The sequence below is a fragment of the Gudongella sp. QWL-04 genome (genome assembly GCF_058683975.1).
This window is the reverse complement of the sequence record NZ_CM178754.1, coordinates 770931-795267: the sequence shown is the minus strand read 5'-3', so window position 1 is coordinate 795267 and position 24337 is coordinate 770931. Positions and strand designations below refer to the sequence as shown.

Sequence of the window (24337 nt, the reverse complement as noted above, 5' to 3'; positions counted from 1 at the left end):
TCATTCCTTTCCTTCCTGAAGTCTCCTTGTAAGCCAGGCTATTCCAACTGCATTGTCAGAGGAAAGTCCAGGCTTTGTAAAGCTAAGAAGCCCCTGTGGATAAATCTCAGCAAGTCTTTCTCTTATGATGCTATTCTCCGCAACGCCTCCAACGACGATGATCCTTTCATAATCGTCAAGGGAAAGCCTGTAGTTGATAAGTTCCTCGCAAACTTTAGCTGCAGTTAAAAATAAAGTACGGCAAATATCCTCATGCTTTGAACCCTTATCTATTTCTTTGGAAAACTTGTTCTCAAGTCCTGAGAGGTTTATCCATCCATCCTTGAGAATGACCTTTGATTCATAAGCCAGAGATGAGCCATTCCTTGAAAGCATGTCCATCTCCATTCCGCAAGGAAACCCTAATCCAAGCTTTACTCCTATCCTGTCTATCAGCTGTCCCAGTGTAATATCGAGGGTCCCTCCAAGGATCCTTGTATAAAGGCCTTCAGATGAGTCAATAAGCTCTACCAATTCAGTGGTACCTCCGGATATGTGAAGCATAAGAGCCTTCTCTATGCCTTCATTGTCCATAAGAGCACATGCTCCGTGACCCTCCTGGTGACTGAGCCTTATTAATGTAACCTGCAGCATCCTTGCAAGGGCTCTGCCAAAGCTCTCTCCAGCAAGAAACACCGGCATATATGAGCCTTCTTCTACACGCGGTCTGGTACTTACTCCCACTGCCTTTATGTTTCTAGTATCGCAACTGAGCTCATCAAACAGCTCAGGAAGGTTCTTTACATGCTGAAAAAGGGCCTCCTGCTGCCTAAGACCCCTTTCTCCCTCTTTTACCTTCAGGAGCTTTCTCAGATCATGGACGATAACCCCATCCTGATCCACGACGGATATTGAAGTAGTATAATTGCTTGTGTCTATTCCCAGGTACAGCCTATTCATCCTTATCAAGGCCTCTGACCAGGCCTCCCAAGACTCCATTGACGTACTTGTAGGAATCATCCGAGCTGTATTTCTTTGTTATCTCTATGGCTTCATTTATGGACACCTCAACAGGGATGTCATCCCTGTACAGTATCTCGTAGGCAGCCAGCCTCAAGGTCGACAGATCGACCTTGGCAAGTCTTTCCAGTGACCAGCCCTCAAGATTATTTGCGATAAGGTGATCGATATGCTCCCTGTGGTCAAGCACTCCCTGGATCGCTTCCTCAATAAATTTTGCCTCGTTCCCTTCAAACTGGAAGTTCTCAAGGAAGGCTCCTACTACATCCTCCCCAAACTCGCCGTTACATTCGATTTGAAACAAAAGCTGCATTGCTCCCTCTCTTGCCTGCTTTCTACCCATATCCTGCTCCTATCCTTTTATCAAAGTTCTTACTCCTTTTGACTATTTTGTCTCAGGAGCTTCCTTGTCTGCCTTGGTCTTTCCGATTCCCTCAATAAATACATTTATTTCCCTGACGGTAAGGTCAGTCATGGACTCTATGGCTTCCTTGACCTTCTTCTGCACCTCAAGTCCAACCTCATTAAGCTTTGAGCCATAGCAAAGCATAAGGTGCATTTCAAGGTACACCTCGTCGTCCTTGATCTCTACCTTGATTCCCTTTGTCGGGTTCTTTTTGCCCAGAAGCTCAGTGATGCCCCCGGCCAGGTTGCTGCTCATCCCGACTACTCCCTCTACCTGGTTTGACGCCATCCCTGCTATGCCGGCGATCACTTCGTTGGATATTTTGATGCTTCCGTTCTCTATGTCCTCCATATGGATCTTTTCAGTCATAATAACACTCCTTAAATCATTATACAGGTATTATACCAAAGCTGAACTCTCATTACAATATAGGCTCTAGGCAGGAAAAAGGCCTAAAGCTAAGCTTTAGGCCAATTATTATTCTTCGTCGTCTTCGTCTTCGTCCTCGAAATATTCATCGATTCCAAATCCCTTGTGACAGCCGCAGCCTTCATCGTCACAGCAGTCAGTGTAATCGTCAAACTCAAAGTCGTCATCATCAAACTCATAGTCCTCTTCGTCTCCGTAAATGTCATCCTCTACGTCGGCCAGGTCCTCGTCGATGAAGTTTACGTACTCTTCAAGATCGATCTGATCCTCAACGATCTCCTCCATAACCTCTGCGAACTCTTCCAGCGTTTCGACGATAGTCAGGAGAAGCTTGCCCTCCTTAGTGGATTCGTCGATACCCAGCCCATCAGCCAGGCCCTTAAGGTATGCTACCTTCTGAAATAAGTATTCCATTTTACCCCTCCTTATAAAGTTCTCAATGGAGCTTCTTGCTGAATGCAAAAAGCACTCAAAGGCGATCAACGAGGCGGGAGATTCCTCCAGTGATTATACTCTGGACAGATACTCTCCGGTTCGCGTGTCGATTTTTATTCTGTCTCCAATGTTCACAAACAGCGGAACACTGATGGAAACTCCGGTTTCAACTACTGCCTGCTTTGTTGCTCCCTGAGCCGTGTCTCCCTTTACCCCGGGTTCAGTCTCAGTTACTTCAAGCTCAACAAAGTTTGGCGCCTGTACCTCGAAAGCCTTTCCCTGGAAGAATCTGATAACAGCTGTATCGTTCTCTCTCAGGTACTTTATGGCTTCCTCAACTGACTCATAGGACAGTGGAAGCTGCTCGTAGGTTGCAGTATCCATAAAGTGATAGAGCTCACCGTCTGAATACAGGTACTGCATTTCCTTTGTTTCTATTACAGCCTTCTCGAATCTCTCAGTTGGGTTGAAGGTGATTTCTTTTGCTCCCCCTGAAAGAACGTTTCTGATCTTAGCCCTTACAAAAGCTGCGCCCTTGCCTGGCTTAACATGTTGAAAATCGATTATTTGCCATACATCCCCGTCCATGACGAAGGTTATACCCTTTCTAAACTCCCCTGCTTGTATCAAGCTATTCCCTCCTGTTCATATCAAAGCGCATTACAATGATCGCAATACCCCTAATAACAACATTATATCAGTATTGCAATAACCTAACAAGTTAAAAGTTTGCGGTAGCTGTCCTTGATTTTTCGGGAAAATTCCCTTCGCGTCATGCCGTCAACATGTATGGCCATATGACAAGAGGAATAGTATAGTGCCTCCCTGCTCCTATAAAGCTGTTCTATCCTGTCCCTGAGCTCACCATCGCCTGCAAGTAGGGGCCTGGCGATGCTGCTGCTTTCAATGTTTGAGGCAATAGAGTCAATGGAACCATGTAAAAAAAATACGATCCCCCGTTCCTTGAAGAGTTTGACGTTCTCGGGATCCAGAATTATGCCGCCGCCTGTTGAGACGACCGTGTTTTCACCAGACATAGCAGATATTAGGATCTCCTTCTCCTTTTCGCGAAAGAAAGGTTCCCCATATTTTTCAAATATTTCCTCGATCGTCATTCCCAGTTCGTCTGAAATCATCTTATCCGTATCAAGAAATCTCCAGCCCATATTCTTTGCCAGATACTTTCCCTTCACAGACTTTCCGACGCCGCTCATACCTATCAATACAATATTTTTCATAATATTTCTCCATCAATATACTTTAATATATTCTATCACAGGTTTATAGAAGCCGGGTAGGTGAATTCCTACCTGTGCTACATTCTCCAATGCCTTGTAGGTCTGTACTCTCGTTGTATCAAACTCCTGGTCCGAGATTAGCTTTCCATTTACCACAAGACTTGCACCCTCTGCTACAGTAATACTTCCTCCCCTAATAATCATTATCCCGTTCAGTTTGAAGTTTGATTTTACTATTACATCTCCTTCAACATAGATTATACCCTTCATTCCTGTAACGTAGTTATCGGCTTCTATGTTTAAGGTAATGGTGTCGTATACCTCATGCTTTGACAATTGGATTATAGAATAAGTAGGCTGGATCGACCAATATTCCTTAGGAAATCCGTCACAAACGACCGATGCCTTATAATCCCGTAAGCCTGAGAGTTTCAATATCATTTCTATGGTACCCTCTTCAAGGATCAACATCCTGCTGTCCGGCAACCTCTCCTCTTCAGATATTCCTGGTAGAAGCTCTAGACTGCTGTTTAAAAGTTCAAGGCCTGTTTCATCAAGAGCAGATGGAAAAACCAGAGGACTTCCTTCATTGTATATAGGATTCATAACTGATCCCTGGATAGATACTGAAGGTGCTTCATCAAATTCAGAATCAGGATATTCAAGATTTATCGAAAGCTGGCCGCTTTTATACAGCACCTCACCTGTCAACCCGGCACTGCTCCCAAGGTCCTCAGGAGATAATTTGTAGACTTTACCTGGAAATTTAATAGCTTCAAGAATACACCACTTCAAGCTCTCAATAAGCTCGCCTTCTCCTGAGCTGTAGAGTATTTTGTTGATATCATTTTCTGCAATATGACGATCTTTTATTCTCTTCTCCAAAGCTATAGAAAGATGATTTTGAAAGGTCGTCATATATAAGCAATAGGCTGCCAACATAAATACGATTGCCATCGCTATAAGAGACATAATCATTATTGAGCCATTCCTATTTCGGGTCTTCAATCCATAACACGCCCCTTTACAGAAACAGCAGCTTTAAAGGTTTTGGTCGTAATATCATTGACTGGAACTTCAATTGTCAAATTTATTAGTTGATTTTCAATATCAAGGCATGTGTCATCGATGGAAGATATGCCTTCCGCTATTGCATTAAAGCCTGAAAATCTTGTATATCCCGGCATCTTCCTGACGATATTGTTATACGCAATTCTCTTAATGGTGCCGTCACCTAAATAATAGGTCTTATAGTTGTACCTGGTTACACCATTATTCTTAACTATCTCCATCAATATGAATCCAAAGTTATCAGGATAAAGCTCAGATAAACCTATGCAGGATTCTATCCTATGTATCTCATCCGCTCTTTTTATTTCATCTTTTATGTATTCCAGAGAGTACAATGCTGAAATAAAAGTTCTATCCTTTTCCTCAACGTTCTTTGTTGCAATTGTAGATAAATGCACAACAGATAGTATGCTGGAAACCACGATTGAAACAAGCCCAAGTCCTACAATTATCTCAATCAGTGAGAATCCCCCGGATTTGCCTGCTGACCTCAAGTCTGACCTCCATGTCGTCGTATTTGTTTGACTCCAGTATTACGTCAAATAATAAATAGTCACCTTCAAAGTGTTTTAGAGACAAATAACAGTCATAAGATCCTTCATCAATTTCATTACCATTATATTGAACAGCCTCTTTTTCTAATAGCTCTTTTAACAGTTCAGCTACTTCATCTCCATCTGTCTTAAGCTTTTGAGCAATATAGTCGCAGAGATAAAGCATACTTGTCCTTTCCACTGCTCTTTCCATGTTCCTATTGGAATTTATTATAACAGGCAGACTGGCTGCAGCAACTATTCCCAAAAATGTCAACCCGATCAAAATCTCAAGTAGTATAAATCCCTTTTTCATGTCAGTTGACCTTCTTTAATGTGATATTGGGAGCTGCCACTGGGATCGTTATTTGGTACCAATCGCCGCTTCTTGTTCTAAAGGTTATGGTTTGGGCGGTGTTCCCTGAGGTGCTTCCAATCGAATTAAATATCATATTTGGATTGATGCAGCCCTCCAGAATAACACCATTCTGAAGCTTTACATATTTTATTTCCTTGGTTCCTTCACTTATCCTGTAGCTGTTTTTAGCTAAATCAATGTCAAAATTGATGGTCTTTTTTTCAACAACGGCTTTATTTCTTGCATACAAAAGATCCTTGTGCAGGTACTTTATCTCTTGCTTCTCCCTAATGGCGTGGACAAAGGAGAACCTTGGAACAGCGATAAATAAGAACAAAGAAAGAAGGGCTACCACCATCAGCAGCTCGATGAGTGTGTAGCCCCTCTTGTTATTTCTCAGTAACGCCATTCATTCAACTTATAAAGCATATAAGCAACCTCAGCTCTTGTGATCTTTCTGTTGATATCTCCAAAGCTGGGTGATTTGTATGCTTCATCATACATCATCTGAGTCGCCACGCTGTTCCAGCGGAAGCTGTAATCTCTGAGAACTCGCCCCATGATAAGCTCCACCTCGTAATATGAAATTGGATTATGGGGTCTGAAGGTTCTGTCAGTATACCCCAGTATATAGCCGTTGTTCAGTCCATAGCTTATTATTCGGTCATAGGTGCTGAAGGTCAGATAGTCATTGAAATAAGACGCTCTGGCAACATAGTTTGGAAGCACCCAGTTTTCTATCCTGCTAAGCAGTATCAGGAACTCTGCTCTCGTTATATTCTGTGATGGTCTGAAGGTCCCATCAAGGGGTGTTGAGCCTGGATACCCAAGGATTATCCCTCTTCTGACCATTGTCTCTATTTCATCCTTCGCCCAGTGGCTGCGAACGTCGGTCAGCACTCTTATGCTGTCGTCCATAAATACAGCGTATACATTTTCTCCACTAAGGAGAGTGTCCGGCGATACACTGGCTTTTATTACTGTGCCATCTGCAGTTGAAGGCATATAGGTCCATCTGTCGTTTATCAGCTTATATATCCCGCCCTTATAGGAATCCCCATAATAAGGGAATGAAATCTCTACCCTCTTCGACTTATCGAAGGCACCTCCGGGACTGTCTATATAGACCTTGTATAGCTCGGAAGACCTTATTACAGGACCTTGCTTGAAAAAGCTTGCATTCATTGTGTCGATCCTAAGATATACAGGCATATAGAAAGTTCCCTGAGGAACAGTCACGTTTATTTTATTGTCAACCGTCAATGAGCCGCCTGCGGGATTTACGAGAATTCCCTTAGAGTTTAAGACTGCCTCGCTTTGTGATACCTTTCTGAAGGTCATATTGTAATTTATCTCGTAGGCTGATTTGAAGCCCTCAATAAAGGCATCTCTGTATTCTGCAGTTCCCAGCCTTAGTCTGTACTTCTCAATAATCTGACTGTCTGTCAAAAGATCTCTTTCGTAGTCCATTCTAAGCTTAAGGGTGTAATCCTTCTGGGCATTCATTTCACTTAAAACCTTACCTGCAGCCTGACCGTCTGTAAGGCCTTGGGACATGCTGGTCTTAGGAGGGTCTAGCAGTGCTTTTTCATAAGCCTCAGTATACCCGGTCTTAAAGCTCTGCTTAAAGGTTTTTATAAACTCATCCTCATAAGCTGAAGACATCCTGTCCAGATTGAACTGTCTTGATATTGTCCTGTCGCTTGGGAGAGCACCTGCCCAATCAGAATCCCTGCCACTGTAGAAGTCCTCAAGTGCAGCTATCTGACCCATGCTTTTTCCTATGGAGTCTGCGAAGTTTACCTTAACGTCGCCTCTCCTTGCATCGTAGTAGCCGTCCTTAAAGCCTCTGCTAAAGCTTGCTTCACTGATGACTTCCACTGGGAGGCCATATTCATCATTTCGTAAGAATTCAACATAAGCATCATCCTCATCCTCATATTCAGGAAACTCTGAATAGAAGCTCTGTCCGCTTGCGTATCCCAGAGTATAATCAGGGTCTGTGTTGGAAGTTGAAGTAGCAAATACCGAACCCGGCAGCACAAGGAGTGCAAATGCAAGTATTAAAACAAATATCCATTTAGCTTTCATTTTCACCCCTCCTATCTCTTAACAAGCACTAGTATCTTGCCGACTGTAAGAATGTCACCTGATTTTATTTCGTTGTTAGTCATTATTTCGCTCTTGTATTTCTCAGTACCATATATCTTTCTAGATATTCCAGTTATTGTGTCTCCAGGTTGTACCTCATAGAAAATGAAGTCAGAAGCCCTAATCTTCTCATCCTGGATCATTCCTTCAGTGTGGTTGCTAAAAAAAGCCTCCATCTTGTCGAATATAAGAACTCCAAAGTCATCCCTCTCCTTGCCCATCTCATAGTAGATGTGAGTTATCTTAAGAGGATATATGGAGGTATCACCCGGAAGCATAACGCTTAGGTTGCCCCAGCCAAGCCATGGTACTCCGATGGATATTACCTGCTCGACCTCCTCACCGCTTTGAGTGACTGCCCTAATACCTATATTCCCCGGTGAATAGTCAAATGAGTAGACCCACATCTTCAGTTCATTGGGAGGATATCTAAGCTCTATGTTCTGCTTTGATATATCTACATAAGCTCTGTTTTCATCACTTACACCAAGTATCTTATATTCCAGTCTCATTCCATACTTACCGTGCTGAGCAATAGTTGATGGAACTGCAGATCCTGCGATCAGCTCATGAGATGGTACGAAATCATAATTTCTCATTTCGAAGCTGTGAAGGATGTCACCCTTTAATTCTATAACTGGTTCAGTTCCTCCACCGCCTGCTGTGCCTCCTCCACCTGTGCTGCCTCCTCCTGAAGAGCCAGAAGAAGTTCCACCTGTAAATCCAGCAAAGCTACCGAATAGAGTACCTGTATTCGGATTGTCCGCAACCTCAACAGGTATTACATTTGGATCTGCTTCAGCCAGACCCTGAAGGCTGTATACCTTGATGTTCATAGTGCCGCCCAGTGAAGCATCATCTCTTCTGTCAAGAGAAAGAGTATCGACCATCATCCTTCTTGGGCTCATCTCGACTGCTCTTACCATGTTCATGATCCCTGCATAGCTTCCGCTGAAGGGTACAGATATGCCCATGTTATAAACGTCCATATCAGCAACCTTCTCAGCTCCCGGTCTAGTGAAGTTAAGGTCGACTATCTCAACCTGATCTTCAGGAAGCGTATCGTTTAACAGGTAAATGATCTGTGACTGGTCAAGGGTCGGGAAATAGTATGAAATAATCTGGTTTTTCTCCCTGTGAAGCTGCTCCCACTCCGCCTTAATGTCTGCTTCTCTTCTAAGAGTAGCATTCATTTCCATTATCTTAGTTTCCAGCTCGTATTTCTGTACTGTAAGCTCCTCCTGCTTCTGCTCCTGAGGTACCAGGATATACCTGTTTCCTAGCCATGCAATGCCCACAATGGCAAGCAATGTCAGAAGCACCTTTTCGCTGTTTGTAAGAGGTCTGGTCTTTATTTTACTTAAAAAGGATGGCTTTTTAGTTGGCATCCACCAGCACCTCCTTTAGTGTAAGATTCATAGAGTATCTATAGTAGCTTTCAATAGCAGATATATTTGATATGAATATGCTGTCAGCATAAGGCAACTGCTCCAGCCCCTTCCCAAACTCGGCTATTGAATACTTGTCTGTTGCAAAGCCGGTCATTTGAAGCTCTCTTCCCGCTACATTCAAATTGGTAAGAAATACTCCCTCCGGAAGCCTGGAGTTAATGTCCTCCAGAAGATTCTCACCAATGATATCTCTGGCTTGGATACTCTTATCAAGCTGGATGATCCTCTCCACCTCGGCCCTGAACTGAGCAGTTTCCTCCTCAAAGGCCTTTATCTCCTCGACCTTTTTAACAGTTGCGGGATTTTCAGCAACCTCTCTAAGACTGCTTACTTCTCTTTTAAGAGCATTAATCTGTATCTGGTTCAAGCCTCCCCAGATGCCAAGACCGACGATCACGGCTATAAGAAGGAAATAGAGGACCATGATTTTGTTGAACCTGAACTGCCTTTTGTCGAGAAACGGTTCAAAGAAGTTTAGATCTCTCATTTTTTCACCTCGCTGTAGCGTACAAGACCGCCTATTGCATTGGCATACCTGTTAAGATCGCCGTTTAGCTTAACCTTTTCCATTGATTTTAGGACTACAGTATCTATTCCAAAGAAGTCCCTGAACATCTTCTCAAGCCCTTTAACCTTTGAGAGACCTCCATAAAGCATTATAAGGTTTATTTCGTTGCTGACCTCCCGGGTTTTATAATATCTAAATATCATTTCGATTTTATCATACATCTCATAAAGACTGTCCCGAAGAGTTTCGATAGCAACCACTTCATCGCTGTCGCCTGCCGGCTTTCTATTTATATCGTCAAGCTGAGACAAAAGTTTGATTATTTCCTCTTCCTCATACATCGGTGCCTTTTTTTCTATTTCCTTGAAGAAGTAGTCTGATCCGGTATCAAGCTCCCTGGCTACCCTAATTATTCCATCCTCAACTATAGAAAGTGAGGTGGATTTTGCACCAAGGTCGATACAGGCAACAGTATTGTTTGGAGTATAGGTTTCATTTATCATCCCGCCATTTGCTATAAGCTTGGCGATTGAATTTCCATGATAGTCCATAACAGCAGGCTTTAGGTTCACGTTCTTCAATAGAGTAAGATGTGACTGTATCATGGTCCTGGGGATCCCAACAAGCATCAGGAGTAGCTTTTCAATACCCTCCTCGACCCTTGAGCCAAGGCTAATATACTTGACGATATAATCCTCTGCATTGATGGGAATATAATCCTCCAGCTGATAATTGATAATAGCTTCGACCTCCGCAGGAGATACCTTTGGAAGTGTGACCTCACGCATTACCACAGTGGACGAATTGACTACACAGTACGAATCGTCCTGCCCGATTCCGTATTCAGATAAGCCTGATTTTAAAAGATAGGTCATCTGATCCAGATCAGTTATCTCGCCGTCAGAATAAAGATCCTTTGGCAGCTCAATGGTAAAGCATTTGTCTACAAGCAAGCCTTTTTTGTTGTACCTTCCCTCGACGCCCTTGATGCTGTCAGAGCCAAAATCCAGGCTTACTATTTTGCCGTTCTTCAATATGCCCAATTGCCTTCCTCCTCTCTACCGATATATTTCTATCATAATCCTAAATGGAAGATTTTTCTACATTAAAATATCAAAATACCATGAAATTATGCCATTTCCCCAGAGGAGTGTTATAAAAAAGCCCAAAATTATAAAGGGTCCGAAGGGAATAGGGTCCTTTCTGGTCTTAAGTCCGGATGCTAATAGAAAAATGGAAATAATTGCTCCAAGAATAAATGAAAAGAAAATAGTTAAAAGAATACCTTTAACGCCAAGCACAAAGCCAAGAGCACCTATTAGAGTGACATCGCCTCCACCCATGCCACCTTTAGAGACAAGGACGATGAGCAGGAACAACCCTCCTGCAACAGCAAGTCCCAACATGCTGTCAACAAGCCCTGGGGATATATCATACATAAAATAATTCAAAGCCTTATGCAAAGCCTCGATAATAAGTATAGATATAACAAGGCTGTCCGGAATGATCTGCTCCTTTAGATCGATACCGGCTATTGCAATCAATACTGAAGCTATAAGAGCAAAAGCTACAAAATCAACACCCCAGCCAAAAAATATGTATAAACCGACATAAATTATCGCATTTAATGTCTCAATCAACGGATATTGAACACTTATCCTGGTCCCGCAGTACCTGCACTTACCACTTAGCATCAAATATGAAACCACAGGGATATTGTCATACCACCTCAGCTTATGATCGCAATCCGGGCAGTGTGAACCAGGAAATGCAATACTCTCCTCACGAGGTATACGGTAAATAAGGACATTAAGGAATGAGCCTATAAGAAGGCCGTAGATTGTTACTAGTATGATCATAGCTCACCTCGTAGGATTATGTGGTGATAGTAAACAAGGGAACGCAGGCGTTCCCTTGTTTGTAATCAAGTACTTATTAATCCTGGAATACTGTTGTAAAAATAGTATTTCCTGCATCATTCGTTATTGCAACTGATCCATTTGATCCTGGTGCATATTTAGCAGTAGTAATACCTGTTACAGTTGTTTGTAAAGTACCATCACCAGTTGTTGCATCAACAGTCCATGAATATGCAACTATTCCATCGATCGTATCCAATGAAGTGGTTGTTCCTTGCACGAAAGCATCTAAACTTGTCAGTCCAGTAGCAGGAAGAGTTCCACCTGTTTCAGTTTGCCCCAGTAATACAGCAGAAGCAAGAACTCGATGATTAGCCTCAGCTGTTCCGAGTTTAGCATTATCTGATACTGTAGCAAATCTTGGAATTGCCAGAGCTACCAGTAGTCCTAATATAGCTATTACAACAACTAACTCCACCAATGTAAAACCTTTTTTGTTCCTTTTTTTGTTAAACCACGCAATCATTTAAATTCCTCCTTGTGTTTTTTCTTTTCTTCGACTTGCCTTAATGTATATGAATTTTATTAAAGCCGGAAATTCGACTAAGAGGTAAGAGTGAAGAGCTAAGAGGTTTTCTTAGTTCTTAGTTCTTAGTTCTTAGTTCTTAGTTCTTAGCTAAGCTGAGATCCCTCCACTTCGGTCGGGATGACTGGGTGCGCTCGGTATGACAAATACTGAGATCCCTCCACTACACTCGGGATGACGTATTCATTGTCAATCGTCAATTGTCAATTGTCAATTCTATATAGTGTTAACCAAGTCAAACATTGGCAGGTACATCGCTATGACTATAAACCCTATAACCAATGCCATACCAACTATCATGATCGGTTCCAAGAGCGTCGTCATCTTGTGGAGCGCTACCTCAACCTCTTCATCGTAGAAGTCTGCTGTCTTTGATAGTATGTCGTCCAGTGAACCTGACTCCTCACCAATCTTGATCATTGAGTCAACCATTGGCGGGAATACTCCAACATCCTTGATTGCTCTTGAAAGCGGGATCCCCTTTCTTATCTGCTCGATGCTTGCTGTTATCCTGTCCTGAATAGTAAGGTTATTTACTACCTTTGAAACAACCTCCATCGACTTAATAAGCGGAATACCTGAGTCCATCAGCGTGGACAGGGTCCTCGTAAATCTCGAGGTTATTATCTTTGCTGTAACTCCCTTAATAACAGGAAGCCTAAGCTTCATATCGTCAAAAAATCTTGTTCCTTCCTCAGTCCTTTTGAAGGATATAAGTCCAAATACTATAAGTCCAACCACTCCTAGGTATATGTACCAGTATGTCTTCAGCGAATCGCTTAGATCCAGCAGGAATTTTGTAGGCCATGGAAGCGGAGTGTCGCTTCCCTCAAACATTGACGTAAAGGTTGGAAGTACGAACACCAGCATAAATATTACTACTGCTATACTAACAAACATCAAGGCTGCTGGATAAATTGCAGATCCCTTTATCTTGTTCTCGATTTTATTCTCTTTCTCAAAGTGCACTGCCATTCTTTCAAGTATAGCATCTAGGTTACCACTGACCTCCCCTGCCTCCACCATGTTGGTAAGGATTGTTGGGAATATCAGTGGGTGTTTCTTCATTGCCTCAGAAAGTGTAAGTCCAGTTTGAACGTCTTCATTTACACGACTTATGGTGCTTTGCAGAGTCTTGTTTTCTGTCTGTACCTCAAGTATATCAAGGCACTTAACTATTCCAAGTCCTGCATCTATCATTGTGAAGAACTGTCTGCAGAATACTGCCAGATCCTTTTTCTTCACCTTGGCCTTGAAGAGCTCGAACTTAGCCTCTTCACCTACGTCCCTTTCAACCTGAAGGGGCATATAGCTGTTGGCCTTTATCATGGAGATTACATCAGACTCGCTGGCTGCTTCGAAAACTCCTTCGACAGTCTGGCCGTTTTTTGCTATGGCTCGGTACTTGAACTTCATTTGCCTCACCTACACAATATATTTTTTGATCTCTTCTTGGTTTACGGCCTGGGTCAGTGCAATGTCTTTTCTTATAAGCCCTCTGTTGTAAAGGTCTACAAGGGATGCATCCATGGTCTGCATTCGGAACTTGCCGCCTGTCTGGATGCTGGTGTCTATCTGGTGTATCTTGTCCTCACGGATAAGGTTTCTAATTGCCGGAGTTGCTATCATTATTTCATGGGCTGCCACTCTTCCCTTTCCGTCTGCCTTTGGCAGAAGCTGCTGGGATATTACAGCCTGTATTACCGATGCCAGCTGTACCCGTACCTGCTGTTGCTGGTATGGTGGGAATACGTCTATGATACGGTCGATGGTCTTTGCAGCTCCAAGTGTATGGAGTGTTGAAAGTACAAGGTGACCTGTTTCTGCTGCAGTTATTGCTATTGATATGGTGTCAAGATCTCTCATCTCGCCGACCAGGATAACATCCGGGTCCTGTCTAAGGGCTCCTCTAAGAGCATTTGAAAAGCTTTGTGAGTCAGAACCGATCTCCCTTTGGTTTACTATTGATTTTTGATGTCTGTGCAAATACTCGATCGGATCCTCAAGAGTAAGGATATGTACGTTCCTTTCCCTGTTTATCTGGTCAATCATGGTTGCAAGAGTTGTGGACTTTCCGCTCCCCGTAGGTCCGGTCACCAGTATCAGACCTCTTGGAAGTCTGGTCAGGTCACTTATTACGGTTGGTAGTCCCAGCTGCTGCATAGTTGGTATCTCAAGGGGTATTATACGCAGAGCCATTCCAAAGCTTCCTCTTTGAAGGTAGGCATTGACTCTGAACCTGCCTTTTCCAGGGCTGGCATAGGAAAAGTCTATTTCACCCTTGTCCTTAAGTACCTCAAACTGCTTCTCGCTTAAAGAGGATCTTACAAGTCTTTCAGTGTCTGCTGGCGTTAAGGGCACATCACCTAAATGGACCAATAATCCGTTTACTCTAAGGTTTGGTGGAATTCCCACTGTTAAATGGATGTCAGACGCTACCCGCTTCAATCCTTCCTCTACTATTTGATCGATATTCAATGGTATCGCCTCCTATCCTAGGGTAAAGCCAACTCTCATTACCTCTTCGAAGCTTGTCTTTCCTTGCTCTGCCAAAGCTATAGCCGACTGGAACAAGGTTGTCATACCCTGCTTGAGGGCTTCTTCTCTTATTACGTCAGTAGTAGTACCTGAATCTATAAGCTTACGGATCTCCTCATTTACCGGCATGATCTCATGGACTGCTGCTCTTCCTGAATATCCGGCATTGCAGGCGTTGCAGCCTACAGGCTTATGAAGCACTAAGGTCTTATCCGTGTCCATCCCAAGCATCTTCAGCTCGCTATAGCTTGCCTCATAGGGCTGCTTGCATTTATTGCAAAGAGTTTTTACCAGACGCTGTGAAACGATCCCTATTACAGCTGATGAAACTATATATGGCTCGATGCCCATATCTATAAGTCTTGCTATGGTCGAGGGGCTGTCGTTGGTGTGAAGAGTTGAAAGCACAAGGTGTCCTGTTATAGCGGCTCTTACGGCTATTTGAGCTGTTTCACCGTCTCTTATCTCTCCAACCATTACTATGTCCGGGTCCTGACGGAGTATGGAACGAAGTCCGGATGCAAAGGTAAGGCCTGACTTGACATTTACCTGTACCTGGTTTATCCCTCCCAGCCTGTATTCAACAGGGTCCTCAACTGTTATTATATTTTTTTCGATTTGGTTAAGCTCTCGTAGAACTGTATAAAGTGTAGTGGTCTTACCGCTTCCTGTCGGTCCAGTTACAAGGATCATGCCGTAGGGCTGTCTCAAAATATTGTCGAACAGTCCCAGGTTGTGCTGGCTCAGACCAAGTCCCTCTTTGGTGAAATTGAAGCTGGTCTTGTCAAGAAGCCTGATAACGATCTTTTCGCCATAAACTGTGGGAAGGGTAGATATACGCATATCTATTTCTCTGTCGTTAAGCTTTGTCTCTACACGTCCATCCTGAGGTACCCTCTTCTCAGCTATGTTCATCTTGCCGATTATCTTGATACGTGTCACTATTGCGGAATGGTTTGATCTTGGAAGGTTCATTATCTCCCTTAGATCTCCGTCTATACGAAAACGAACCCTTATTTCATCAGCATAGGGCTCTATATGGATATCTGATGCCTTGCTCCTTGTCGCCTGTTCAAATAGAGAATTTATAAGCCTTACTATAGGTGCAGAGGCGACCTCTGCCTCTTCAACATCCTCGAAATCAGAGTCGTCAAAAACGGCTCCATCTGTGAATTCCTCAAGAACCTTCTTAGCACTGGCTCCGCTGTAAAAGCGGTCGATGACCTTGGTTATGTCTGCTGCAGTAGCCAGAACGCTTTCCATATCCATTTTGGTATAAAGCCTTACGTCGTCAACGGCAAAGAAATTTAACGGGTCTACCATTGCAACTATAAGCTTGCCATCCTTCTTGTCTATGGGGATCATTTTGTACTTTCTGACTATGCTTTCAGGAAGTATGGCAGCGACAGACTGGTTTATTTCGTATTTGTTAAGATCTATCCTCGGGAATCCCAATTGAAATTCAAGAACCTCAACTATATCCTCCTGGGACACAAATCCAAGGTCAACAAGGATATCTCCAAGTTTCCTGTTGGATCCATTTTGGGACTCAAGGGCTTGATTAAGTTGTTCAGAGGTGATTTTACCTGCATAAAGCAGCAATTCTCCGATTTTCAATGTTGATTTCTGCATCTTTTTCCCTTCTCCCGGTCTGCTCAAGAGCAGTATTTAACTTTGTTTGTCGTTATTTATATTAATATTTTTGAATATTTCCTATATTCTAGTCCGATGTCAACATTTTACATCGAAAACACTATAAAATCAATATTTATTTCCAGTTTTATTTCATTTCGTAAATATTTGTCACAAACATTTCCATTGTCACATTTTGTAGTCGAATGTGAATGAAACGTAACAATTTTAGGTCGAATCATTAATAATCCTGTTAGATATTTAATAAAATACCCAAAAATCAATTTTATATAAACAAATTTTAATCATTTACAAAAAAATAAAACTGCCAGACCGTTATCTCTGGCAGGTCAGTGTTTAATTATTTACTTTCCTGTTAACTATATCATTTACCTTAGTAACGATTATGTCGATAGCTACCTTGTTGTAGCCGCCCTCAGGAATTATTATGTCCGCATATCTTTTAGTAGGCTCAACGAACTGCATATGGGCCGGTCTTACGGTAGTCATGTATTGCTTAACTACTGAATCGAGAGTTCTCCCTCTGTCCTTTATATCCCTTAATATTCTCCTGATGACTCTTACGTCTGCATCGGTGTCGACGAAAAGCTTTATGTCCATAAGGTTTCTCAGGTCCTCGTCGTATAGAATAAGGATCCCTTCAAGGACGATTATATCCTTTGGTTCAACCAGCACAGTTTCCTTCTTTCTGTTGTGATTCTCAAAGTCGTATATGGGCTTTTGAATTGATTTACCGTTGAGAAGGTCCTTTAGGTGGCTAATAAGAAGCTCGTTGTCGAATGCAAAGGGGTGATCATAGTTGGTCTTTACTCTTTCCTCAAAGCTTATATTGCTCTGGTCCTTGTAATAGGAGTCCTGCTCAATAATGGCAACATTCTTATCAGTTATTGATTTGTATATCTCCCTGGTTACGGTTGACTTCCCAGAGCCTGTTCCTCCAGCTATACCTATGAGTATGGGACTTTTCACCTTTGATCAATCCTCCCTGGGCTTTCTTATAAGATCGAACCTTTCTACCGGCTGCTTGGTTTTAAGCTTCAGAATCTGCTGTGGATGGGGAGCAACGTTGATTGGATTATTTTCCTCGTCCCACATTTCCTCTATGGTCTGAACAAAGTAGTCCTTACCCGGACCGAATATTTCTATCTCCTCACCTGCAAACATCCTGTTTCTCTGTTCAACAGTTGCCATCCTTGATTCTTTATCATAATCCAGAACCATACCTACAAAGTCATAGCCCCTTAGGTAAGAGCTGGTACCATATACATGGTCTTCTGTACCAGGCTTATTGAAGAAAAAACCTGTGGTAAAGTCCCTATGACTCACCTTTTGGATCTCAGTCAGCCATGCCGGATCGTATTGATAATTTTCAGGATCTTTAAGGTATGCATCAATTGCCATACGATAGGATCTTATTACTGTTGCAACGTAGTAGGAGCTTTTTACTCTCCCCTCGATCTTGAGGCTGTGGATCCCTGCTTCTATGACCTCAGGTAGATGCTCCAGCATACAAAGGTCCTTTGAGTTAAACAGAAATGTTCCTTCCTCATGCTCCTCTATAGGAAAGTACTGGCCTGGTCTCTTTTCCTCTACTACATGATATTTATAGCGACAGGGCTGGGCACAGTCGCCCATGTTGGCGTCCCGTCCAGTCATATAGTTGCTTATAAGGCATCTGCCGGAGTAGCTCATGCACATCGCTCCATGGACGAAGCATTCTATGTCCATGTCCGCAGGAAGCTTTTTTGTGATATTCGTTATCTCTTCAAGGGACAGCTCTCTTGCAAGTACGATACGCCTTACTCCCAGACCGTGCCAGAACATTATTGTCTCGTAGTTTGTTACACTTGCCTGTGTGCTTATATGGATCTCCATATCAGGAGTTGTTCTCTTGATTACTGTAAACATTCCGGGGTCTGAGACTATGAAGGCATCTACTCCAACCTCCTCCAGCTCCCTGGCATATTCCCCAAGCCCTTCCATGTCCTTGTCGTGAGGGACGATGTTTAGGGTCACATAGACCTTCTTGCCTCTTTCATGAGCGAATTCCACGCCCTCTCTGATCTGATCCAGGGTAAAATTCTTTGAAGCCTTACGCATGCCAAAGGCCTCTCCGCCAAGGTATACAGCGTCAGCTCCATAAATGATTGCCATTTTCAGTTTTTCCAAATCGCCGGCTGGTGCCAGCAGCTCTACCTTCTTCAATAGTTTGCCTCCTTGCAGGTTATTGCGACTCCATCTCCTATTGGTATAACCGATGAGATGTAGCCTTCAAGGTTGTTTATCCTATCAAGATATTCCCTGAGTCTGTTTACGATGGTCCTTTTTCTTCTCTTTACAAGACTATCCTCAGCCACCATGCCCTTGTATAGCACGTTGTCTGAAATTATTATCCCTCCAGGACGTAGAAGCGAAGAGGCATAGTCAAAGAACTCCATATAGTGTCCCTTGGCAGCATCCAGGAATATTAAGTCATAGTTGCTGGTAAGATGCGGGAAGGTCTCAAGAGCATCTCCAGGGATTATTTTTATCCTATCCTCAAAGCCTGCTCTTTTAATATTTTCAAGTGCTGTTGGGATTATCTCCTGATTTCTTTCAAGGCTTGTAATGGTCCACTCACCAGTAAGACACTCACCCATAAGTATGGCTGAATAGCCTATGGCTGTTCCAACCTCAAGTATGGAGGCAGGCTTATTTATCCTTAAAAGAGTCCTTAAAAGCTGACCAACCTCAGGCTGTACTATGGGGACGTGGTGCTCCTCTGCGTAGCTCTCCAGCTCCTGTAATAGTTGTGAGCTATTTGGAGTCAGCTCTCTTATATAGCTTGTGATGTAGTCTTCATTGATATGGGTCATTTTACCATTCCCTGTATTTCGATGCTTTTTCATAGACATAGAGAATAATGCTTCCGAATATAGAGACGCTTACCAGCTCTCCTGCCGTTATTCCAAGCACTGTATAAAGATATGGGATCTTAGTGAAATAGGAAACCCATATGGAAACTATGATTCCATTTAAGATTATCGGCGGCAGCATACCGACGTATTTATTTTTGGCCTTGGAGGTAAGATATGCCGCGACAAGGGTGACAAGCGAGCCTCCGATAATGTCTACAAGCCCAAAGCCTGAATAGGGTGCCAACAGGAAGTTTGCCAAAAGCACTCCGATAAAAAGGCCTGGCACTGCAGCAGACTCTACCAGTGGGAGCAGCGTAAGCCCCTCTGCTATTCTTAATTGCACCGGGCCGAATGTCAGGTTCGCAACCGGAAATGGCAGCGCCTGTAAAAGTACCAGTACTAGGTATATGGCAGCTATAAGGCTTGCCTTTGTTAGGTATCTAATGTTCATGATATCATTCCTTCCCTGCTAAAGATTCAGTATCAACGGGACCAGCACAGGAACTGACGAGGTGCAAATTACTCCCGTTAAAAATGCTATTATTGCCGTTTCAGGATCAGTTGAGCGTGAAACGATTGGCAGCCCAGTGTCCATGGCTGTTGCACCTGCCGGTGCGATAGCTTCAAGAAAGCCCAGCTTTTTAGCTACCGTAGGTATAATGATAAAAGCTATAAGCTCTCTTGTAACGTTGGCAATAAATGCCATGGCTGAAAGCTGACTTGAATAGGTTGCAACAAGTATCGAGGACAGGGTATACCATCCAAGACCTGCACCTATTGCTCCCGCTTCGTTGAAGGGCATTCCAAGAACGATCCCCGCTACTGCTGAGCCTGCAATGCTGCCAATAATAATGGCTAAGGGTATATACAATATCCTGAATCCGATGGCCTTTATCCTTCCAAATACCGAGCGGTTAAGCCCAATATCTATGCCAACGAAAAATAATAGCAGCATAAGTCCGATGTCGATTATAAGGTCAGTGTATGCAAGCACGCCCTGAGGAAGGATGAACATTCCCGTAAGTGCTCCGAATATAACAGCTAAAAGTATCCTGAGCGTCATCTGGTTCCACCTCCAGTCACAAGTCTTTTTACCAGCATGACTGCCAGAATGCTGAAGCTGATGGTGAAGATGCTCATTACTACTGCTCTGTATCCGATCTGAAGGAAGGAATCTACTACCCCCTTATCCATACCTATCTTAATTCCCATTACCCCCAGCAACAAAAGAAGACAGGCAGTCTGGATGCTGCCCAGTCTTTTCTTCAACTGATCGCCAAGGCTTGCTTTGGCTCCTACCAAAGCTCCCAGCAGGATCACTGCCAGGTACATTAAAAGTCTTGTGCCCATTCATATTCTCCTTTTGTCTTAAACCTCCATGATGATAGGCAATATCATCGGATTTCTCTTTATTGTTGTATAGAGGAAGGTTCTAAGGTCATCTCTTATATTTGATTTTATCGCCGACCAATCCTTGATTTTCTTTGCTTCACAGGCTTCAAGTGTCTCCTTGACGACTCTTCTTGCCTCTACCATAAGATCCTCAGATTCTCTGACGTAGACGAAGCCTCTGGAAACCAGGTCCGGTCCAGCAGCAACAATGCCCTTTTCCTTGTCCATGGTTACTACGACGACTATGAGCCCGTCCTCTGAGAGATGCTTTCTGTCTCTTAGTACAATATTTCCAACATCCCCAACTCCAAGTCCGTCCACCAGGATATGTCCTGAAGGAACTGTCTGGCCAAGGCCTGCCTCGTTCTTTGAAAGCTCAAGGGTCTGCCCGTTCTCAAGTATAAATATATTTTCTCTTGGCGTTCCAAGGGACTCGCTTATGTCTGCATGCATCTTAAGGTGCTTGGTCTCTCCGTGTACAGGGATAAAGAACTTTGGCTTCACAAGGCTGTGCATCAGCTTAAGCTCCTCCTGGCAGGCGTGGCCTGATACGTGGATATCCTCGTAGGCCTCGAATACAACTTCGACATCCTTTTCAATAAGGTTGTTTATTACCTTGGATACGGTCTTCTCGTTTCCGGGTATGGGTGTTGCTGATATTATGACCAGGTCATCGTTCATAAGCTCGATTTGTCTGTGCTCGTTTGATGCGACCCTTGTCAGGGCGCTCATTGGCTCTCCCTGTGATCCTGTCATTATAAGGACGACCTCGTCCTTTCTGTATTTATTCATGTCTTTTATGTCTATTATCGTCCCCTCGTTGAAGCGAAGGTACCCGAGCTCAGCAGCTACTGTCGTCACGTTGACCATTGATCTTCCGGACATTATTACCTTACGGTCGTTAAGCTCTGCTGCGTCTATTATCTGCTGTACTCTGTGGACGTTTGATGCGAAGGTAGCGACGATTATCCTTCCCTTAGCCTTGTAAAAAAGGTTTCTGAAGGTCTCTCCGACTGTCCTTTCGCTCATTGAATAGCCTGGCCTTGTAACGTTTGTCGAGTCAGACAAAAGTGCCAGCACCCCTTTGTTTCCAAGCTCGGCGAATCTGTTCAGGTCTATAACATCTGAGGTTATAGGTGTGAAGTCCACCTTGAAGTCACCAGTCTGGATTACAGTTCCCACAGGGCTTGTCAATGCCAAGGCGGCACTATCCGGTATGCTGTGGGTGGTCCTTATGAATTCCACCTCAAAATGGCCCAGCTTTATCTTTTCGCCGTGAGCCACAACATTCAGCTGCGCATTGGGAAGGTTGTGCTCCTTAAGCTTATTATTCAGTAATCCCAAAGTAAGCTTAGTTCCGTAAATGGGTATATCAAGCTTCTTGAGAACATAGGGAATAGCCCCAATATGGTCCTCGTGACCATGGGTCAATACCAATCCCTTTATCTTCTCCTTGTTCTTGATCAGGTAGGAAATGTCCGGTATGACTATGTCTACTCCAAGCATTTCGTCCTCGGGAAAGGTCATGCCGCAGTCCACGATAACTATAGAATCCTTGTATTCGTGTACGGTAATGTTTTTCCCGATTTCTCCTAATCCACCCAGCGGGATAATTTTCAATTTATTTTGTTTTGCCACTTTACCACTCCTTGTTTTTCTCTAAAATTCGATCATCTTTCCTTACAATTTTTGCATATCCCGTAGAATTTGACGTTGTGATCCCGAATAAGAAACCCTTCCTCTTTTTCGATTTCATCCTCAAGGGCTTCGAGAAGATCCAGCTTCACCTCAGTCACGCTTCCACATTCCGTGCATATTAAATGATGATGGTGGTGATTCTCGTTGCCGAGATTAAGCTCGTAACGGCTCACTCCATCGTCAAAATTAATCCTGTATACTATCCCCAGCCTTTCAAAAAGCTGGAGCGTCCTGTAAACAGTGGCTATACCCACATCCTTGCTTTCACGGGCAACTATTCCGTGTACCTCTTCGCAGCTCAAATGAGACTCCTTGTGATCCAAAAGGATCCTCAGGACGTCCTCTCTCTGATTTGTGTATTTATATCCTCTCTTCTGCAGCTGCTCCATGTAGCCTTTGATCGTGGTTTCCACCGTTTTCACCTGCCTTATTGTAAATGCTCTTTACTAAGCTCTTCGTAGGCTGATTTTACCTCATCGAACTCTTCTTCGTCATCTATGGTAACAAATATGGGTTCTCCATTTTCATCCAACTCAAGCTTTAATAGATAGGTCATGGTGTCCAGCTGGTCGGCGTTTAAAAGCGCCACATAATCGGTATCGTCCAGGCTGAATTTTGCCTTGACGAGAAATTCTATCTCATTACCCAGTTCGTCATAAAATACATGTTTTTCAGTCATAATATCCTCCTTTACTTTGAATCGAGATAAGTTTGCAGGATATAGGATGCTGCCACCTTGTCGATAATGTTTTTTCTTTCCTCTCGCCTTATGTCACCCTCAATAAGTACTCTTTCGGCAGACACTGTGCTAAGCCTCTCATCTACATATATCAGCTCGATCTTAAATTTATTCTTTATTTTTTCCCCGACCATTTTTGCCATCTCTCCCGAAGGTCCCATTGACCCATTCATGTTGAGCGGCATACCAACTACGACCTTCCTGATCTGGTATTGATCAAGCAGGGCTTCGATAGCCTCAAGGTCTTTTTTCTTGCTTTCCCTCTCGATGGTCATGAGGGGCTGGGCAGTGATGCCCAATGGATCGCTTACTGCGACTCCTATTCTCTTTGTTCCAACGTCCAAGCCTAAAATTCTTTCCATACACTCTCCATTATATCATTATCAAATAACTTTTATACAAAATTCCGGACAAACTGTGGCACAATATCCACAAAGAATGCAATTATCGTTGGGGACTGCCATCCCATCGACGACTGTTATTCCTCCCTGCTGGCATCTGCTTTCACAGCTGCCGCAGCCCTGACAGTAATCCTGAACTATAAGCCTTCTATTTGTTCTGTTTATCTGTTCCTTAGTATTCTCTTCTATATACCCACTTTGAAGCAATTGAACAGCGGCGTCGACTTCCTGGGTTGACTGCAGGCCAATTGCTATGGAATGAAGCTCCTTTATGTCTCTTAAGAAGCCGAAGGCTTCCTCAGTCCGCTTTATAAGATGTCCTCCTCCAAGGGGCTTCATGCTGTAGATCCCTCGACCATCTCTATGGCATGCTTTGATCGCTTCTACCATATCGTCCCTGGTGCCGTCATGGATACCAATTCCGTCTATGTTTAGCAATGGGTGTATTATGTCCAGCTCCTTATACTTCAGGAAACCCTTGACCCCGGCTACCTTATGGGTAGATATCCCAACTGCTCTGACCTTTCCCTGGTCCTTGACCTTTAATAGGTACTCTATTGCAGGATAGTGGCCTCTTATTGTGTGCTCGCTTTCCTGCTCATGAAGTAAAAATATATCTATATAATCAGTCCGAAGTTCCCTTAGGGCTTTATGTAAGCTCGCCTCTGCCAGCCTTTCAGTATAGGCATAGGTTTTGGTGGCAATTACGTAATCGCTTCTTGATATGCCCTGGATCCCTCTTCTGATATATTCATAGTTGTCGTATATCTCAGCTGTATCTATGAAGTTTATACCTTTTTCATAGGCGTATCTGATGAGCCTTGCACCCTCTTCCAGACCAAGATCAGCCTGGAACGGCGTCATGGTAAGAGAGCCGAAGCAAAGTCCGGATACCTGGATTTCAGTATTGCCCAAACGTCTTCTTTCCACTGCAGTTTCCTTTCGTTTCTTTACATAAAGAGGATGGATAGCCCTATGCCATCCATCCATTCAAA

General features: G+C 43.4%; 30 protein-coding genes. All 30 read right to left on the bottom strand.

Annotated features, from left to right (window positions below; all coding sequences use genetic code 11):
* The 30 genes from AC4PHB_RS04015 to AC4PHB_RS03870 all read right to left on the bottom strand — a co-directional run bounded on the left by AC4PHB_RS04015 (window position 1) and on the right by AC4PHB_RS03870 (window position 24332).
* Window positions 1-939 carry an anhydro-N-acetylmuramic acid kinase gene (locus tag AC4PHB_RS04015; RefSeq protein WP_492137356.1) on the bottom strand — a complete coding sequence of 313 codons (939 nt, stop codon included), beginning with the start codon at window positions 937-939 and terminating at the stop codon, window positions 1-3.
* Window positions 932-1342: a transcription antitermination factor NusB gene (nusB, locus tag AC4PHB_RS04010; RefSeq protein ID WP_492137355.1), complete on the bottom strand. Its 411-nt coding sequence runs from the start codon at window positions 1340-1342 to the stop codon at window positions 932-934. Before nusB ends, AC4PHB_RS04015 begins: the two co-directional genes overlap by 8 nt.
* A gap of 42 nt (window positions 1343-1384) precedes the next feature.
* A complete protein-coding gene (locus AC4PHB_RS04005; protein WP_492137354.1) occupies window positions 1385-1774 on the bottom strand; it encodes an Asp23/Gls24 family envelope stress response protein in 390 nt (129 codons plus the stop codon).
* Between the two features lie 108 nt (window positions 1775-1882).
* Window positions 1883-2248 (bottom strand): CD1247 N-terminal domain-containing protein, encoded by a 366-nt coding sequence (locus tag AC4PHB_RS04000; RefSeq protein WP_492137353.1) that lies wholly within the window; start codon window positions 2246-2248, stop codon window positions 1883-1885.
* Window positions 2249-2341: 93 nt separating this feature from the next.
* The gene (gene efp, locus AC4PHB_RS03995) at window positions 2342-2899 is read right to left on the bottom strand and encodes an elongation factor P (RefSeq protein WP_492137352.1); all 558 of its coding nucleotides are present in this window, start codon (window positions 2897-2899) and stop codon (window positions 2342-2344) included.
* A gap of 83 nt (window positions 2900-2982) precedes the next feature.
* Window positions 2983-3507, bottom strand: a complete 525-nt coding sequence (locus AC4PHB_RS03990) for a shikimate kinase (RefSeq protein WP_492137351.1) — start codon at window positions 3505-3507, stop codon at window positions 2983-2985.
* Between the two features lie 12 nt (window positions 3508-3519).
* Window positions 3520-4464: a hypothetical protein gene (locus AC4PHB_RS03985; RefSeq protein ID WP_492137350.1), complete on the bottom strand. Its 945-nt coding sequence runs from the start codon at window positions 4462-4464 to the stop codon at window positions 3520-3522.
* 47 nt (window positions 4465-4511) lie between these two features.
* The gene (locus tag AC4PHB_RS03980; RefSeq protein WP_492137349.1) at window positions 4512-5072 is read right to left on the bottom strand and encodes a PilW family protein; all 561 of its coding nucleotides are present in this window, start codon (window positions 5070-5072) and stop codon (window positions 4512-4514) included.
* A complete protein-coding gene (locus AC4PHB_RS03975; protein WP_492137348.1) occupies window positions 5032-5427 on the bottom strand; it encodes a type II secretion system protein in 396 nt (131 codons plus the stop codon). Before AC4PHB_RS03975 ends, AC4PHB_RS03980 begins: the two co-directional genes overlap by 41 nt.
* Before the next feature lies 1 nt (window position 5428).
* Window positions 5429-5878 (bottom strand): pilus assembly FimT family protein, encoded by a 450-nt coding sequence (locus AC4PHB_RS03970; RefSeq protein ID WP_492137347.1) that lies wholly within the window; start codon window positions 5876-5878, stop codon window positions 5429-5431.
* Entirely contained in the window at window positions 5866-7560 is a 1695-nt protein-coding gene (locus AC4PHB_RS03965; RefSeq protein WP_492137346.1) for an S-layer homology domain-containing protein, read from the bottom strand. The genes AC4PHB_RS03970 and AC4PHB_RS03965 overlap by 13 nt, the downstream gene beginning before the upstream one ends.
* A gap of 11 nt (window positions 7561-7571) precedes the next feature.
* The gene (locus AC4PHB_RS03960) at window positions 7572-9008 is read right to left on the bottom strand and encodes a LysM peptidoglycan-binding domain-containing protein (RefSeq protein WP_492137345.1); all 1437 of its coding nucleotides are present in this window, start codon (window positions 9006-9008) and stop codon (window positions 7572-7574) included.
* The gene (locus AC4PHB_RS03955) at window positions 8998-9558 is read right to left on the bottom strand and encodes a PilN domain-containing protein (RefSeq protein WP_492137344.1); all 561 of its coding nucleotides are present in this window, start codon (window positions 9556-9558) and stop codon (window positions 8998-9000) included. The genes AC4PHB_RS03960 and AC4PHB_RS03955 overlap by 11 nt, the downstream gene beginning before the upstream one ends.
* Window positions 9555-10622: a pilus assembly protein PilM gene (pilM, locus tag AC4PHB_RS03950; protein ID WP_492137343.1), complete on the bottom strand. Its 1068-nt coding sequence runs from the start codon at window positions 10620-10622 to the stop codon at window positions 9555-9557. The genes AC4PHB_RS03955 and pilM overlap by 4 nt, the downstream gene beginning before the upstream one ends.
* A gap of 57 nt (window positions 10623-10679) precedes the next feature.
* Entirely contained in the window at window positions 10680-11438 is a 759-nt protein-coding gene (locus tag AC4PHB_RS03945) for a prepilin peptidase (protein ID WP_492137342.1), read from the bottom strand.
* A 76-nt stretch (window positions 11439-11514) separates the two neighbouring features.
* Window positions 11515-11964: a competence type IV pilus major pilin ComGC gene (locus tag AC4PHB_RS03940; protein WP_492137341.1), complete on the bottom strand. Its 450-nt coding sequence runs from the start codon at window positions 11962-11964 to the stop codon at window positions 11515-11517.
* 276 nt (window positions 11965-12240) lie between these two features.
* Entirely contained in the window at window positions 12241-13440 is a 1200-nt protein-coding gene (locus tag AC4PHB_RS03935) for a type II secretion system F family protein (RefSeq protein ID WP_492137340.1), read from the bottom strand.
* Window positions 13441-13449: 9 nt separating this feature from the next.
* Window positions 13450-14502, bottom strand: coding sequence for a type IV pilus twitching motility protein PilT (locus tag AC4PHB_RS03930; protein ID WP_492137339.1), 1053 nt, complete (start codon window positions 14500-14502; stop codon window positions 13450-13452).
* A gap of 12 nt (window positions 14503-14514) precedes the next feature.
* Window positions 14515-16194 (bottom strand): GspE/PulE family protein, encoded by a 1680-nt coding sequence (locus tag AC4PHB_RS03925; protein WP_492137338.1) that lies wholly within the window; start codon window positions 16192-16194, stop codon window positions 14515-14517.
* A gap of 357 nt (window positions 16195-16551) precedes the next feature.
* The gene (gene udk / locus AC4PHB_RS03920; RefSeq protein ID WP_492137337.1) at window positions 16552-17184 is read right to left on the bottom strand and encodes a uridine kinase; all 633 of its coding nucleotides are present in this window, start codon (window positions 17182-17184) and stop codon (window positions 16552-16554) included.
* 6 nt (window positions 17185-17190) lie between these two features.
* Window positions 17191-18420 carry a peptidase U32 family protein gene (locus AC4PHB_RS03915; RefSeq protein WP_492137336.1) on the bottom strand — a complete coding sequence of 410 codons (1230 nt, stop codon included), beginning with the start codon at window positions 18418-18420 and terminating at the stop codon, window positions 17191-17193.
* A complete protein-coding gene (locus tag AC4PHB_RS03910) occupies window positions 18417-19103 on the bottom strand; it encodes an O-methyltransferase (protein ID WP_492137335.1) in 687 nt (228 codons plus the stop codon). The genes AC4PHB_RS03915 and AC4PHB_RS03910 overlap by 4 nt, the downstream gene beginning before the upstream one ends.
* Window positions 19072-19563, bottom strand: a complete 492-nt coding sequence (locus AC4PHB_RS03905) for a QueT transporter family protein (protein WP_492137334.1) — start codon at window positions 19561-19563, stop codon at window positions 19072-19074. The genes AC4PHB_RS03910 and AC4PHB_RS03905 overlap by 32 nt, the downstream gene beginning before the upstream one ends.
* Window positions 19564-19581: 18 nt before the next feature.
* The gene (locus AC4PHB_RS03900) at window positions 19582-20175 is read right to left on the bottom strand and encodes a LysO family transporter (protein WP_492137333.1); all 594 of its coding nucleotides are present in this window, start codon (window positions 20173-20175) and stop codon (window positions 19582-19584) included.
* Entirely contained in the window at window positions 20172-20462 is a 291-nt protein-coding gene (locus tag AC4PHB_RS03895) for a hypothetical protein (RefSeq protein ID WP_492137332.1), read from the bottom strand. The genes AC4PHB_RS03900 and AC4PHB_RS03895 overlap by 4 nt, the downstream gene beginning before the upstream one ends.
* An 18-nt stretch (window positions 20463-20480) precedes the next feature.
* On the bottom strand, window positions 20481-22142 hold the full coding sequence (locus tag AC4PHB_RS03890; RefSeq protein WP_492137331.1) for a ribonuclease J: 1662 nt from the start codon (window positions 22140-22142) through the stop codon (window positions 20481-20483).
* Between the two features lie 32 nt (window positions 22143-22174).
* Entirely contained in the window at window positions 22175-22624 is a 450-nt protein-coding gene (locus tag AC4PHB_RS03885) for a Fur family transcriptional regulator (RefSeq protein ID WP_492137330.1), read from the bottom strand.
* A gap of 5 nt (window positions 22625-22629) precedes the next feature.
* Entirely contained in the window at window positions 22630-22881 is a 252-nt protein-coding gene (locus AC4PHB_RS03880; RefSeq protein WP_492137329.1) for a DUF1292 domain-containing protein, read from the bottom strand.
* Window positions 22882-22892: 11 nt separating this feature from the next.
* Window positions 22893-23303, bottom strand: a complete 411-nt coding sequence (gene ruvX, locus AC4PHB_RS03875) for a Holliday junction resolvase RuvX (protein ID WP_492137328.1) — start codon at window positions 23301-23303, stop codon at window positions 22893-22895.
* Window positions 23304-23324: 21 nt separating this feature from the next.
* On the bottom strand, window positions 23325-24332 hold the full coding sequence (locus tag AC4PHB_RS03870) for an aldo/keto reductase (RefSeq protein ID WP_492137327.1): 1008 nt from the start codon (window positions 24330-24332) through the stop codon (window positions 23325-23327).
* Window positions 24333-24337 lie beyond the last annotated feature (5 nt).

Excerpts from the sequence above, each read along its gene's own strand:
- nusB (WP_492137355.1), bottom strand. The coding sequence starts at position 1,342 with ATGGGTAGAAAGCAGGCAAGAGAGGGAGCAATGCAGCTTTTGTTTCAA.
- AC4PHB_RS03940 (WP_492137341.1), bottom strand. The coding sequence starts at position 11,964 with ATGATTGCGTGGTTTAACAAAAAAAGGAACAAAAAAGGTTTTACATTG.
- AC4PHB_RS03905 (WP_492137334.1), bottom strand. The coding sequence starts at position 19,563 with ATGAACATTAGATACCTAACAAAGGCAAGCCTTATAGCTGCCATATAC.
- AC4PHB_RS04015 (WP_492137356.1), bottom strand. The coding sequence starts at position 939 with ATGAATAGGCTGTACCTGGGAATAGACACAAGCAATTATACTACTTCA.
- AC4PHB_RS03900 (WP_492137333.1), bottom strand. The coding sequence starts at position 20,175 with ATGACGCTCAGGATACTTTTAGCTGTTATATTCGGAGCACTTACGGGA.
- AC4PHB_RS03960 (WP_492137345.1), bottom strand. The coding sequence starts at position 9,008 with ATGCCAACTAAAAAGCCATCCTTTTTAAGTAAAATAAAGACCAGACCT.
- AC4PHB_RS03970 (WP_492137347.1), bottom strand. The coding sequence starts at position 5,878 with ATGGCGTTACTGAGAAATAACAAGAGGGGCTACACACTCATCGAGCTG.
- AC4PHB_RS04000 (WP_492137353.1), bottom strand. The coding sequence starts at position 2,248 with ATGGAATACTTATTTCAGAAGGTAGCATACCTTAAGGGCCTGGCTGAT.
- AC4PHB_RS03990 (WP_492137351.1), bottom strand. The coding sequence starts at position 3,507 with ATGAAAAATATTGTATTGATAGGTATGAGCGGCGTCGGAAAGTCTGTG.
- ruvX (WP_492137328.1), bottom strand. The coding sequence starts at position 23,303 with ATGGAAAGAATTTTAGGCTTGGACGTTGGAACAAAGAGAATAGGAGTC.
- AC4PHB_RS03880 (WP_492137329.1), bottom strand. The coding sequence starts at position 22,881 with ATGACTGAAAAACATGTATTTTATGACGAACTGGGTAATGAGATAGAA.
- AC4PHB_RS03895 (WP_492137332.1), bottom strand. The coding sequence starts at position 20,462 with ATGGGCACAAGACTTTTAATGTACCTGGCAGTGATCCTGCTGGGAGCT.
- AC4PHB_RS03965 (WP_492137346.1), bottom strand. The coding sequence starts at position 7,560 with ATGAAAGCTAAATGGATATTTGTTTTAATACTTGCATTTGCACTCCTT.
- AC4PHB_RS04005 (WP_492137354.1), bottom strand. The coding sequence starts at position 1,774 with ATGACTGAAAAGATCCATATGGAGGACATAGAGAACGGAAGCATCAAA.
- AC4PHB_RS03910 (WP_492137335.1), bottom strand. The coding sequence starts at position 19,103 with ATGAAAAAGCATCGAAATACAGGGAATGGTAAAATGACCCATATCAAT.
- AC4PHB_RS03975 (WP_492137348.1), bottom strand. The coding sequence starts at position 5,427 with ATGAAAAAGGGATTTATACTACTTGAGATTTTGATCGGGTTGACATTT.
- AC4PHB_RS03935 (WP_492137340.1), bottom strand. The coding sequence starts at position 13,440 with ATGAAGTTCAAGTACCGAGCCATAGCAAAAAACGGCCAGACTGTCGAA.
- AC4PHB_RS03925 (WP_492137338.1), bottom strand. The coding sequence starts at position 16,194 with ATGCAGAAATCAACATTGAAAATCGGAGAATTGCTGCTTTATGCAGGT.
- AC4PHB_RS03955 (WP_492137344.1), bottom strand. The coding sequence starts at position 9,558 with ATGAGAGATCTAAACTTCTTTGAACCGTTTCTCGACAAAAGGCAGTTC.
- AC4PHB_RS03870 (WP_492137327.1), bottom strand. The coding sequence starts at position 24,332 with ATGGATGGATGGCATAGGGCTATCCATCCTCTTTATGTAAAGAAACGA.
- AC4PHB_RS03945 (WP_492137342.1), bottom strand. The coding sequence starts at position 11,438 with ATGATCATACTAGTAACAATCTACGGCCTTCTTATAGGCTCATTCCTT.
- AC4PHB_RS03985 (WP_492137350.1), bottom strand. The coding sequence starts at position 4,464 with ATGGCAATCGTATTTATGTTGGCAGCCTATTGCTTATATATGACGACC.